Consider the following 13349-nt stretch of genomic DNA (forward strand, 5'->3'; position numbering starts at 1 on the left):
AAAACAACATTTGATGAAGAAAATAGCAGTATATACATCAGGCGGAGATGCACCAGGAATGAATTCATGTATTCGTGCCATCGTTCGTGGGGCAGCATATCATGGAGTAGAAGTTTTTGGAATCGTAAGAGGGTACAATGGAATGATCAATGGCGATATTATTCCTTTGAATTCCCAATCTGTTAGCAATATCATTCAAAGAGGAGGAACCATTTTGAAATCTGCCCGTTCTAAGGAGTTTTTAACTACCGAAGGACGTAAAAAAGCCTACGATCAATTACAATCCAGAGGGATTGAAGGCTTAGTGGCTATTGGAGGAAATGGTACTTTTACGGGTGCTGAAATCTTCTACAATGAGTTTAAGATACCTTGTGTGGGGGCTCCAGGGACTATTGATAATGATTTATATGGTACAGATTATACGATTGGTTACGATACGGCAGTAAATACGGCTTTGGATGCCATCGATAAGATACGCGATACGGCCGATTCACACGATCGTGTTTTTTTTATTGAAGTGATGGGTCGTGACTCAGGTTATATAGCAATTCAATGCGCTATTGCTGGAGGAGCAGAAGCTGTGATGATTCCAGAAAATCTTACTCCCGTGAGTGAAGTGATGGAGACCTTACAGAAAGGTTTCTCTAAAGCAAAATCATCGTCTATTGTCATTGTAGCAGAAGGTGATGAAGAAGGTAATGCACAAAAAGTGGCTCAGAAAATCAAAGACATTACCAAAATTGAATTAGATATTCGGGTGACAACCCTAGGACATATTCAGCGTGGAGGTGTTCCCACAGCCGCCGATCGTATCTTAGCCAGTAGATTAGGCTTAGGTGCTTTGGAAGGTTTACTAAGAGGAGAGAAAAATGTCATGGCGGGTGTAGTTAACAATCAATTAGTTTATACACCTTTCCATGATACCATTACTAAGAAGAAACCAGTGTCCGAGGATTTGATTCGAATGGTGGAGATTTTGTCTACTTAGAGATAGCCTTGTAATTTATATACCACTATTCCTACCCATTCACGGTTTAGTTTGAATATAATATCCAAGCATTGCTCATTAGGTTTTATAAAATGGAGGGTACTCATAGGAGTATCCTTTTTTTGTATGTCGGCACTGTAGGGCCTTACTTTAAATCCTTGTTTTTCAAAACATAAAATAGCCCTGCGCAGGTGATTGGCGGAGGTAATTAAAACCACAGAATCCTTATCTATGTAATTTTTAAGTTTTTGTGCACTATATAATGCATTTTGATAAGTGTTTTTTGCCTTGTTTTCTACAAAAATGTTTTTGGAAGGCACTCCCATAGCTACTAATTGCCTTTTAACATTAGCAGATTCATTACTATCATCAACTATCAAATTGGGAATACTCGTACTTCCACCAGTGATTAATATTTTTTTGATAGCTCCCTGTTGGTACAAATGGAAGGTTTGTAACATTCGGTCGGAGGTTTGCCCCATCGCTATTCGATTGGGATGCAAATCAGCATTTTTGACCATGCCTCCTGTTAGCACAATCCCCCAGGTATATTTTTTGCCAATAGGAATGTCTGGAGCATCAATTTCCCAAAGTTTCAAAAGCGAGTTACAAATGAAGCTATTAGTCAGTAAAAAAAAGATCAAAATGGATATTCCTATCCCTTTTTTCATACTCTTTACTTGTTTAGATCTGAGTGAAAATAGGAGGGGAGTAATTATCCAAACTATTGGAGAAAGTATGAGGTCTAATATTTTAGATAGTATGAAAAACATTGTAATTTTAAATTCGTTAGCTGTAAAATTAATTAATTATATGAAAGTATTTTTTTTGGCATCGCTGGTACTCCTGAGTAGTTTTATCTCCCATGCTCAAGTTAAAAAGTCTTCTACGCTCAATTCATCTAATCAAGGTTTTTTAATTAAGGGTAAGATCAATGGTGTCAGTAATTCCGATATATATTTAGCTCATTATTTTGGTTCTACTCAACAAGTTATTAAAGACACTGCACTAGCAGATACACAAGGTAATTTTGTTTTTAAAGGAAAAGAGAATTTACCCCAAGGACTATATTTGATCTCCTTCTTAAAAAATAAATACCTAGATATCATTATTGGGAATACCCAATTTTCTTTTGAGACGGATACTTTGGATCCTATTAATCATATGAAATTTCAAAATTCAGTAGAGAATGAGGCTTTTTTTGCTTTTCAAAAGGAAATGGGAAAGCGTTATTCTGAATTAAGAAATATAGAATTGGCTAAAAAGGATGTCAATCAAATAGCCACCCTTCGAAAAGAAATTTTACAATATCAGCAAACTTGGTTTGAGAAAAATAAACAATTATTTGTTTCAAAGCTTGTAAAGGCAACTTTTGAGCCAGAAATTCCTCCCTTCAAGAAAAAAGTTAGTAGTGCTAAAGACAGCACCGAACTGTATCAGTATCAGTTCTCTTATTTTAAAAAGCATTATTTTGACAATTTAGATTTAAATGATGCTCGATTTATTCGAACTCCTTTTTTACAAAGAAAATTGGATAAATATTTTGAAGATTTAGTGGTGCAGCAACCTGATTCTATTATAAAAGATGCTGATTTGCTGTTAACTAAAATTAAAAATTCGGAGGTTAGGCGCTATGTGATTTATAAAATTTCCAGCACCTATGAAACAAGTAATATTGTGGGAACTGATGCGGCTTTTGCCCACATGGGCGAGAAATATTACGTGGGTGAACCTGCCTTATGGGATACTGTGACTGTCCGACAAATGAGAGATCGTATTAATGTTCTAAAACCTTTATTGATTGGTAAAAGATTACCAGAGCTGTTTTTAACGGATGCTTCTGGTAAAAGAGTAACTACTTCAAGTATTCCTGGAGAGTATACTATCGTTTTTTTTTATGATCCAGAGTGTAGTCATTGTAGAGAGGAAACACCTAAATTGATGGCCCAAGTAGATTATTTTAAATCAAAAAATATTTCTGTCTTAGCTACTTCCATAGCTAGGAATAAAAAACAGTGGACTGATTTTATTAAGGAATTTAAAATGGAATCAGTCTATAACGGAATCGATATTCATCCCAATCCTAAGACAGGGAAAGATGAATATTACACAGATTTTATAAAGAAATTTGATATTTATTCAACCCCGATCATTTACATTTTAGATAAAAATAAGCGCATTATTGGTAAGAAGATTCCTACTGATAAGATTCAGGATTTTATTTCTTTTTATGAGAACCGTCAAAAGGAATTGGGTATTAAATAATTTGTCGAATCAGCTCATATAAGCTTTCATTGGCACATAATGAGTAATATTTAAATCCTTTATTAAGTAAAGGATTGATTCTTTGCTCCAAAAATTGTGTTTTTTGCTTGATTTGTAATTGATTCCATTCTTCTGAGTGGAGCGATATCACTTGATTTGTCTCAATATCTTTCCACTGCATTATTTTATTGGGATCATTTTCAATGGCATGTTCACTTTGATCCCAAATGTGAAGGATTTTGATGGTGTTTTTGTTGGCTTTAATTTCACTTAAGCTTTTCAAAAACAAATCGTAGCTGGCGTTATCAAATAACAGGTCGCTGACCACAAAGATCATTTTCCGTTGCCCAATAGACAGGATTTTAGAGGCTAGCGCACTAGGTAATTCACTTCTTTCATCGATGGATGACCTACCCAAAAGTGTTTCTAACTGATGATAAGTAGCTTGAAGGTGAGATTTAGAATTGGAAAGTGGACTCTCCCAAATGACATCATCTGAAATGCCTAATAAGCCAAATTTATCTCTTTGCTTATGGAATATTTTGCATAAAACAGCCACAATTTGAATTGACTTTTGAATTTTCTCCTTGCTTTCGCTGGGGAAATACATGGAAGAAGATAGATCGATAAAAAAGAATGCACTTAGATTGGATTCATCATGAAAATGTTTGGTAAATAGTTTATCCGTTCTACCATATAATTTCCAATCGACAAGCTTTAAATTGTCACCTGTTTCGTAAGCTTTGTATTCTTTAAATTCAGAGGAGTAGCCATGGAAAATACTCCGATGCTTTCCATGAAATAGTTCATGACTTATTTCTTCCGCCAAAATGGCCAGACGGTTGCTACTTTGTTCCTCGGCTACTTTTTTTAGCATTTTTTGAATTCATTTGATTTTGTCTGACTTTACTTCCTTTTTTTCTTCCTTTTTTCAGGTAGGAGCGATGTCTGATATGTCTTTTTAGGCGGTATTTTTTATTGTATTTTAAACGTGTTTTTTGATAGTATTTGGTGCTAAACTTTGGGCTAGTTTCCATTTCTAAATATTGATAAGGAATTAGCATTTGTTCATTTTCAAAACCAATGATTTTTAATCTGACTTTAGTTAGTCCTACTTTTCGAATATTCAATTGCTTTGCACTAATTTCAGTCAAATCAATTATTCTTCCAGATTTGTAGGGGCCTCGGTCATTAATACGAACAATAACAGATTTTTTATTTTGAAGGTTAGTGACTTCCACTAAGGTATTGAATGGGTAAACCCTATGTGCCGCAGTAAATTCTTTACGTTTTAAGACCTCAGAATTTGCAGTTTTTTTGTTGTAAAAACTTCGCGAATAGTAAGATGCTATCCCATAACTTTCATCTCCAAGGTTTTGTGAAACGGCTTGAAATGTCGAGTAATAGAAAAGAAGGAAAAGTATGATCCGGATCGAAGTCATGCTGCAACTTATCAAATAACCTGCTTATTGTTTAATTTTTATGCTTATAATTTAAGTTATTCTATCTTTTGTGCAAAAATAGCATAATTTTTACCATGAAATTTCTATTTAAATTTTTGAGTGAATAAGAATAAATAGTAGATTTACGCATTGTACAACTTAAATACTTATTTCAAGTGGAAGAAAGAGATAGAGAAGAATTGTTTTCAAAGAGAATTCGTGCTGGTAAAAGAACTTATTTTTTTGATGTTAAATCAACTCGTTCACAAGATTATTACATTACCATAACTGAAAGCCGCCGTCACCAGAAAGAGGATGGCTTTGTGTATGAAAAGCATAAAATGTTCCTTTATAAAGAGGATTTTGACAAATTTATGGATGGATTGAAAGAGGCAGTAGATCATGTGAAGACTGAATTAATGCCTGATGTAGATTTTTCTCAGTTTAACCGCGATGAGGATGAATTTGGAGGATCTGATTTGAAGTGGGAATAAAAAAAGATCAATATTTTGTGAAAAGCCTCTGCCACAGCAGGGGCTTTTTAATTTTTAGCCGTACTTTTGTATTTTATTTAATTAAATTATATGGGATTAACGTGTGGCATTGTGGGTTTACCCAACGTTGGAAAGTCAACTCTATTTAGTGCTATTTCTTCAAACAAGGCAGAAGCAGCCAATTATCCATTTTGTACTATTGAGCCGAACGTAGGAATAGTAACTGTTCCTGACGAGCGTTTGTCAATATTAGAGGCTTTGGTAAAGCCTCAACGTGTTTTACCAACCGTGATAGAATTTACTGATATTGCGGGCTTGGTGAAAGGAGCTTCTCAAGGTGCAGGTTTAGGAAATAAGTTCTTGGCCAATATTCGTGAAGTAGATGCAATTATACATGTGGTACGTTGCTTTGAAGATGAAAACATAGTTCACGTTGAAGGACGTGTGAATCCCGTAAGCGATAAGGAAATCATTGATATGGAGTTGCAATTGAAAGATTTAGACTCTGTAGATAAAAAAATTTCCAAAACAGAACGAGCTGCCAAAGCTGGAGATGCCAAAGCGAAGCAAGAATTAGCAGCTTTGCAACAGTTTAAGGCGGCTTTAGAGGCTGGTAAATCTGCCAGAACAGTCGTATTGGATCCTGAAATTAGATCGGCAGCCATTGGTGATTTATTCTTATTAACTGATAAGCCTGTAATTTATGTGGCCAATGTGGATGAATCTGCCTTAGCTAATGGAGGAAATGAGTACGTTGATCAGCTTAGAGAAAATGTACAGGCAGAGAATGCGGAAGTAATCGTTGTTTGTGCGGCACTTGAAGCTCAAATTGCTGAAATAGAGGATCCAGAGGAAAGAGCTATGTTTTTAGGTGAATATGGTTTAACAGAATCTGGTTTGAGTAAGTTGATTCGTAGTTCTTACTATTTACTGAATTTGATTACTTATTTTACAGCAGGTGTACAGGAGGTTCGTGCTTGGACCATTCAGAAGGGGTGGAAAGCTCCACAAGCAGCTGGGGTTATTCATACCGATTTTGAAAAAGGCTTTATACGTGCTGAGGTAATTAAATTAGAAGATTATCAAGCTCTTAAAACTGAATTAGCATGTAAAGAGGCGGGTAAAATGAGTGTGGAAGGTAAGGAATATGTCGTGCAAGATGGTGATATCATGCACTTTAGATTTAATGTTTAAATCATGGATAAATCAATTTTTGGTAGCCTAATAAGGAATCATGGCGGTCGCCAGGTTTTTTAAAATAGACTAATACCTCATAGGTATTTTCAGTTTGTGAGTAATTTCCTTCCAATTTTTCATGGTAAGGGCTACTTGCAAACAAATAGTTATATATACCCTGTTTTAACAAAATCCTTTTGGTATACATTTGCTTAGTAGCATCGTATTCCATAAGATTAAGAGGGCCTTTCTCAAATTGATTAAATCCTCCAACGACATATATTTTACTATCAGGTATTTCTTCCGTTTTAAGTTGGAAAAGACACCATATATAATCCGAGGCAACCGATGAATTCCCATTTTCGTAGTTATCAATAACAAATGAGCCATCGAAGTCGGGTCTTTGAATATAGGAGTAATTCCCTTGTGGAACTTCGGGCATGGTGCTGATTTCTGTATATGCATCGCTTTGACGAATACTTTCCACAAAGGTCATTTTTTGTTGGGTACTAGATAGATTTATCAATCTAAATTCATTTCCGCCTGGAATTACATTTTCATTTTCATAAAATGGAAAACTAATGCGTCTTTCTTGTCCGTTAATTTGTGCCCGCGGTATTTTGTGTAAGTAATTCTCATTTTGATAATTTTTTCTCAAAATGATGCGTAAACCCTCCTCCGAATTAAGCATGATATCATTGGGGTACAGGAGGCTTAAATCAATGGCCTGATGTGTATTTCTAAGGTGGTTAGGTCGAGCAAATGATATTTTAGCAGCAATGGTTATCGCATTTTCATAAACCGAGAATCGTTTGGTAAATACAGTATCTCTTTTATTTCTTTGGGCATATACCATGGCTATGTAATTGCCTGATATTCTGACTTTTGGTAATGGTATTTGATAATGTAAATAGGGAATTTTAGTTCCGAATGAATTTCTTGGAGACCGAATTGGAACATCATTGAAGTCCTGCAAATATTCTATTTCAGAAAGTGAAGACGCTTGCCAATCGGCTTGGCAATGTATAATTCTCAATTGATAATTTAAGTTTTTTAAGCCTAAGTCATCAAAGGATAATTGATAATTTCCTTGACTCGATAGATCAATGACAGGATTATCATTTAAAATGCTTTTTTCCTCCGGCTTGCTTAACAAGATGGTTTGAATATCGGACTTGAATTTTTTACTGGATATTTGTCCATAGGTGATTGAACTCAAGAGTAGACAAAGCCAAGAAAAAAAAATCCGGTTCAACATGATTTAAGCGATTAATTCTTCCCATTCCTGCATCACTTGATTTAGTTCATCGGAAATGTTTTTTAGGTCGTTCTCTAAATTCTTTAACTCTTGGAATTCCTTATTTTGAGCTAATTCAGCCATTTTAGTCTCCATCTCAGTTTTAGCATTTTCTAATTCCATTATTTTCCCTTCCAGTTTTTCAATTTGTTTGCTTTGGTTGATGACTGGTGTTTTCGGACTTACCGTTTTTTCAAGTTCAGGTTTTAGTTTCTCAACGGGCTTTTTATTATCAGCACTTATTTCTCCCTTTCTGCTCTCTTGCCAAGTTTCATATTCTTCAAATGTTCCAGGGTATTCCTTTATTTCATAATCCTCTAAGTACCAGATTTTATTGGCAATTTGTGAAACAAAGAAACGGTCATGTGAAACAACTACATAACTACCTTCATACTGTTGCAATGCTTGAATTAAAATATTGACCGACTGCATGTCGAGGTGGTTGGTAGGCTCATCCAACAACAAAAAATTGGCCTGCGAAATCAATACTTTGGCTAAGGCTACTCTGGATTTTTCACCCCCAGAAAGTACTTTGATTTTCTTAAATACTTCTTCTCCGGAGAATAAGAAACAACCCAAAATACTCCTCAATTCCATTTCGGTTTTGGTCGTACCTGTCATTTTTAGTTCATCCAGCAGCGTGTTTTCAACTTGCAAACTTTCTAATTGATGTTGGGCAAAAAAGGATTCAATAACGTTATGTCCTAATCTTCTAACCCCTTCAATATCCTCTGTTCCTGATATAATTCGAAGTAACGTAGATTTACCTTTTCCATTAGCACCAATCAGCGCAATTTTATCTCCGCGATTGATAGTGGCTGAGGTGTTTTTTAGAATAATTTTCTCTCCATAAGCCTTCGATATTTGTTCTAAAAATAGAATGAATCTACCAGGCTGAGTACCAAAATTGAATTTGAAATTTACTTTGGCTTTTTCATCGATGACATCATCAATTAACTCAATTTTATCCAAGGCTTTTACCCTAGATTGAACCTGTCGAGCTTTAGAGGCCTTAGCTTTAAAGCGTTCAATAAACCTTTCCGTCTGGCGTATCTGCGCCTGTTGATTTTCATATGCCCCTTTTTGTACTTCATTTCTCAAGGCTTTTTCTTCCAAATAAAAGGAATAATTCCCTGGATATAAGGTGATTTTGGCATTAGATACTTCTGCAATATGATCTATGGTTCTATCAAGAAAATAGCGGTCGTGAGATACAACAACTATGGAACCTTCGTAATCGTGAATGTATTTTTCTACCCATTCAATGGAAGGTAAGTCCAAGTGGTTGGTAGGTTCATCCAATAATAGTAAAGCCGGTTTTTGTAAAAGTAATTTGGCTAACATGACCCGCATTCGCCAACCTCCTGAAAATAATCGAAGTGGTCTGGATAAATCCTCGGTAGAAAAACCTAGTCCTTCTAATATTTCTTCTGTTTTCGCTTGGATGGTATATCCATCTAAACGCTCGAATTCCTCTTGAAGATGAGCAAGGGTGTCGATGTCCTTGTCTTCATAATTGGTTTCCATCTTCTGCAAGACGGCATCTATTTTGTGTTGGAGCTCCAGCTGCTTTTCGAAAGCTTGCATGGCAACCTCCAAGATACTGTCATCAGTTTGATAGGAAAGTAAATCTTGGTTCAAAAACCCAATGGTACATTCACCCGATTTGGAAATGGTTCCTCCATCAGGAGTATATTCCCCAGAAATGAGCCGAAGTAAAGTTGATTTACCAGTACCATTGGCCCCGATAAGGCCAATCTTGGTTTTTGGTTTGATATGTAAATTGGCATTTTCGTATAATGCCCGGCTACCGAAATAGAAACTTAAATTGGATATGGATAACATGCCACAAAGATAACCAATCCTTTTTAAACCTGTGGTGCAAATGCCAATCGTTTTCTAGCACCTTCACCCCCTAAATGAGAACAAGTCAATAATTCTCGGAATCCGTCATATTTGACTGGGTCTTTATGGTAACCTAAAGACTTGGACAGGGCAATAGTACGGTTGTTGTCACCCATGGAAAATTCAATATCATCCATGGTTATTTGGCAAGGATGCTCATAGCCACAGGCATGTGTTATTTCTCCTATTTCCTTAACCAAAGTATGGTGGTATAAATAAAATCGTTCACTTTTTAAGGTCACATCGATACCTGCTTGCAACCACTTATTAGAGGTGGCAATTCCAGTAGGGCAGTGGTTGGTATGGCATTTTTGCGCTTGAATACATCCAATAGACAACATGGCTTCTCTGGCAATATTGATAGAGTCAGCTCCCATAGCAAAAGCCATCAAGGCTTTTTCTGGAAATCCCAATTTTCCTGAGGCAATAAAAAATAGGTGTTCTGTTAATCCTTGTCTTTGGAATATTTGATACACCTTGGCAAAGGCAAAGGTAAATGGCATGGAAACGTGGTCAGCAAAGGCATGGGGTGCAGCTCCTGTTCCTCCTTCACCTCCATCAATGGTGATAAAATCGGGTCCTTTGCCTGTTTTCTTCATGTATAAGGCAAGCTCTTCCCATTGTTCTAATTTCCCGATGGCTGATTTTATACCAACAGGTAATCCCGTGGCATCGGCCATTTTTTCTATAAAATCTACCATTTCTGGAATGGTGGTAAATTCAGCATGAAAGGCAGGAGAAAAGGCATCTTTACCCACAGGGATATGACGAATTTCGGCAATTTCCTTATTGACTTTGGCTGCAGGTAACATGCCACCTTTTCCTGGTTTGGCGCCTTGAGAAAGTTTTAATTCGATGGCTCTTAACCTTGGATTAGCATTTACCTTTTCAACTAATTTTTCCATTGAAAATTTTCCATCTAAATCCCTCACTCCAAAATAAGCTGTTCCAATATTTAGGACAACATCCGCTCCCATTTGGTGATATGGTGAAAGAGAACCTTCACCGGTGTTGTGGAAACAGCCTGCTAGGTAAGCCCCTTTGTTTAAAGATTCTACAGCTTTTGCTGATAAAGATCCATAACTCATACCCGAAATATTAATTATTGAATAGGGTCTAAAAGGTCTTTTTCTTCCATGATATGTACCAATAACTTTGGCTGCTGGAATTACTCCGGGATTAGTTCTAAATGGATGATCTTTGGGAGGATTAAATCCCATCATGGCATTTTTGATGAAAATATAGCCTGGTGAGTTAAAATCTTGGTCGCTGCCAAAACCTTGAAGGTTATTTTCATTCTTCGAAGAGGCGTAAATCCATGATCTTTCTTGTCTATTGAAAGGAAGTTCCTCCCGGTTATTGGCCACAATGTATTGACGAATTTCTGGACCAATCATTTCAATCCAGTACCTAAAATGTCCAATGATAGGAAAATTGTGCGTAATGGTATGGCTTTTTTGTATAAAAATGTCTCTAATAACGACAGCAATAACGACTAAAATGAACCAAAACCAGAAAGATTGCGCGATTTCAAAAAGGTAGGATAGTAGCATAATTTGATGAAGTATTATTTCGACAAAGCGAATATACTAAACAACGGTGGCATGCCATTAAAAGTTTTATTAGCCCATAATATTTTTATCTTTGTGCTTTGAATGAAGACTATGCAAGCAGATTATCATCGCTTACAAAATTTTGTGGCTTCCGTTTTTGAGTCCATCGGGACTCCCGAAAGCCAAGCTCAATTAGCCGCTGAAGTTTTAGTATCAGCTGACGCTCGAGGAATAGATTCACATGGGGTAGCTAGATTAGCTGGGTATATCCGATTATTTGACCACGGGCGTTTAAATCCTAATCCTCAAATTGCTATTGTTCATGAAACGCCCTCCACGGCTGTCATTGATGGTGATAAAGGTTTGGGATTGGTTGTGGCGCCTCGTGCTATGGAAATAGCTTGTGAAAAAGCCAATTTGGCAGGTACAGGATGGGTGGCAGTAAGAAATTCTAACCATTTTGGTATCGCGGGATATCATGCTATGAAAGCCCTAGACCATGAAATGATCGGTTGGGCTATGACACATGCGGCTCCATTGGTAACGCCCACTTTTTCGAGAGAAAGATTATTAGGAACGAATCCAATTGCCATAGCTATTCCTGCTCAAACGGAACCTCCTTTTGTAGCGGATTTCGCATCCACTGCGGTAGCCTATGGAAAATTAGAAATTCTTCAAAGGAAAGGATTAGATACTCCTGATGGTTGGGTGCAAGATGCTGATGGGAATCCTTGTAACGATGCTTTTGCGATAAAAAATGGTGGTGCATTGTTGCCATTAGGAGGTGATAGAGAACATGGTTCACATAAAGGTTATGCTTTAGGCGCTATGGTAGACATACTTTCAGGTGTTTTATCAGGAGCTAATTTTGGTCCTTGGGTGCCTCCATTTGCCACAGCAGGATTTATGTCAGCAGGTGAATCCGTAGGTATAGGAACAGGCCATTTTCTTGGCGCTATGCGCGTAGATTCCTTCCGTCCGGCAGAAGAGTTTAAATACGATATGGATAAATGGATTCAGCGTTTTAGGTCGGCAGAAGCAGTGGACGGGAAGCAAGTGATCATTCCTGGTGACCCAGAAAGAATTTTAGAAGCTGAACGAAAATCCATGGGAATTCCTTTGTTGGAGCCAGTTGTCGCTGATTTAAAAGCATTGTCAAAACGTTTTAATTTACCTTTTTCGATCGCCTAAATTGATGGATAATAAAAAAATCAAAATCGCCATTCTCGTTTTTTCATTGCTTGCTGCCATGTTTTCATATTATGTTTGGCAAGTATTTAAAACACCTAATTTTGATGTAAAGGCTGAAAAACCATTTGTTTTATTGATTCCTAAAGGAGCAAATTTCCAAACGGTCTTAGATACCCTCAATAAGCATCAATTGGTTCGAGATCAATTGAGTTTTCGCTTTTTAGCTAAATTGATGTCTTATCCTGAAAAGGTGAAAGCCGGTAGATATTTGATCTATTCAGAATCAGGTAATTTTGAGATTTTAAGGAAATTAAGAAACGGTCGACAAGATGCTATTAGATTGGTTATCAATACGTTTCGTTTGAAAGAGGATATTGCTGGAAAACTTTCTAAACAATTACCATTTGACTCTACATTTATTCTCAAACAATTAGATTCCAATGCTTATTTAAGTCAATATGGCTTTAACAAAGAAACGGTTCCCTGCTTATTTATTCCAAACACCTATGAAATTCTGTGGACCTCTTCATTTGACTCATTTATGTTGAAAATGAATAAAGAATACAAGAAATTTTGGAATACAGACAGACAAACACAAGCTGAAAAATTAGCCTTATCACCTACGGAGGTGGGTATTTTAGCTTCTATTGTGGAAGGAGAGAGTAAAAAATCGGATGAGCAAGCTAGAATTGCAGGTGTTTATTGGAACCGATTAAAAACAGGTATGCCTTTGCAAGCTGACCCTACCATCGTTTTTGCCTGGAAGGATTTTACTATTAAAAGAGTAACGGGAAAGTATACGGCCATTAATTCACCTTACAATACTTATCGTTTAAGTGGTTTGCCTCCTGGCCCCATTTCCATTCCATCGCCTCAAGTAATGGATAAGGTGTTAAACTTAGAGAAACACAGTTACCTATATTTTTGCGCAAAAGAGGATTTCTCTGGATACCATTCTTTTGCAACAAGTTATGAGGAACATATGCAGAATGCCAAGAGATACCAAAATGCCTTAGATGCATTGAAAATCAAGTAATT

Annotated in this window: 12 protein-coding genes; 6 read left to right on the plus strand and 6 right to left on the minus strand. The window is 36.6% G+C overall.

The features are described from left to right. Positions 1 to 13: 13 nt before the first annotated feature. Positions 14 to 988 (plus strand): 6-phosphofructokinase, encoded by a 975-nt coding sequence (gene pfkA / locus ESB04_RS00430; protein WP_129025133.1) that lies wholly within the window; start codon positions 14 to 16, stop codon positions 986 to 988. Here pfkA and ESB04_RS00435 read toward each other — a convergent pair. Next, positions 985 to 1659: a YdcF family protein gene (locus ESB04_RS00435; protein ID WP_164969552.1), complete on the minus strand. Its 675-nt coding sequence runs from the start codon at positions 1657 to 1659 to the stop codon at positions 985 to 987. The two genes, pfkA and ESB04_RS00435, sit on opposite strands and share 4 nt — an antisense overlap. Before the next feature lie 142 nt (positions 1660 to 1801). Between ESB04_RS00435 and ESB04_RS00440 the strand changes: the two genes are divergently transcribed. Then, positions 1802 to 3253, plus strand: coding sequence for a redoxin domain-containing protein (locus ESB04_RS00440; RefSeq protein WP_164969553.1), 1452 nt, complete (start codon positions 1802 to 1804; stop codon positions 3251 to 3253). Here ESB04_RS00440 and ESB04_RS00445 read toward each other — a convergent pair. Then, positions 3246 to 4130 (minus strand): DUF58 domain-containing protein, encoded by an 885-nt coding sequence (locus tag ESB04_RS00445; protein ID WP_129025139.1) that lies wholly within the window; start codon positions 4128 to 4130, stop codon positions 3246 to 3248. The two genes, ESB04_RS00440 and ESB04_RS00445, sit on opposite strands and share 8 nt — an antisense overlap. Next, entirely contained in the window at positions 4099 to 4695 is a 597-nt protein-coding gene (locus tag ESB04_RS00450) for a septal ring lytic transglycosylase RlpA family protein (RefSeq protein WP_129025141.1), read from the minus strand. Before ESB04_RS00450 ends, ESB04_RS00445 begins: the two co-directional genes overlap by 32 nt. Before the next feature lie 176 nt (positions 4696 to 4871). Between ESB04_RS00450 and ESB04_RS00455 the strand changes: the two genes are divergently transcribed. Both ESB04_RS00455 and ychF read left to right on the plus strand, forming a co-directional pair. Then, positions 4872 to 5189: a DUF3276 family protein gene (locus ESB04_RS00455; protein ID WP_129025143.1), complete on the plus strand. Its 318-nt coding sequence runs from the start codon at positions 4872 to 4874 to the stop codon at positions 5187 to 5189. A gap of 90 nt (positions 5190 to 5279) precedes the next feature. After that, on the plus strand, positions 5280 to 6383 hold the full coding sequence (ychF, locus tag ESB04_RS00460) for a redox-regulated ATPase YchF (protein ID WP_129025145.1): 1104 nt from the start codon (positions 5280 to 5282) through the stop codon (positions 6381 to 6383). Between the two features lies 1 nt (position 6384). On the opposite strand, the gene ESB04_RS00465 is transcribed toward ychF, so the two are convergent. From ESB04_RS00465 to ESB04_RS00475, 3 genes are read right to left on the minus strand one after another with little or no spacing between them, the layout of a single operon-like run. Next, complete coding sequence (locus ESB04_RS00465; protein ID WP_129025147.1) at positions 6385 to 7623, minus strand: type IX secretion system plug protein; 1239 nt, start codon at positions 7621 to 7623, stop codon at positions 6385 to 6387. A 3-nt stretch (positions 7624 to 7626) separates the two neighbouring features. After that, positions 7627 to 9507 carry an ABC-F family ATP-binding cassette domain-containing protein gene (locus ESB04_RS00470; RefSeq protein WP_129025149.1) on the minus strand — a complete coding sequence of 627 codons (1881 nt, stop codon included), beginning with the start codon at positions 9505 to 9507 and terminating at the stop codon, positions 7627 to 7629. Positions 9508 to 9530: 23 nt separating this feature from the next. Next, positions 9531 to 11120 (minus strand): FMN-binding glutamate synthase family protein, encoded by a 1590-nt coding sequence (locus ESB04_RS00475; protein ID WP_129025151.1) that lies wholly within the window; start codon positions 11118 to 11120, stop codon positions 9531 to 9533. Between the two features lie 102 nt (positions 11121 to 11222). Here ESB04_RS00475 and ESB04_RS00480 point away from each other — a divergent pair, with 102 nt between their 5' ends. Together ESB04_RS00480 and mltG are read left to right on the plus strand one after the other, a co-directional pair. Beyond that, entirely contained in the window at positions 11223 to 12311 is a 1089-nt protein-coding gene (locus ESB04_RS00480; protein WP_235832151.1) for an Ldh family oxidoreductase, read from the plus strand. Between the two features lie 4 nt (positions 12312 to 12315). Then, the gene (mltG, locus tag ESB04_RS00485) at positions 12316 to 13347 is read left to right on the plus strand and encodes an endolytic transglycosylase MltG (RefSeq protein ID WP_129025155.1); all 1032 of its coding nucleotides are present in this window, start codon (positions 12316 to 12318) and stop codon (positions 13345 to 13347) included. Positions 13348 to 13349: the final 2 nt, after the last annotated feature.

Origin of the sequence: Aquirufa rosea (assembly GCF_004118285.1) — a bacterium.
GTDB lineage: Bacteria > Bacteroidota > Bacteroidia > Cytophagales > Spirosomataceae > Aquirufa > Aquirufa rosea.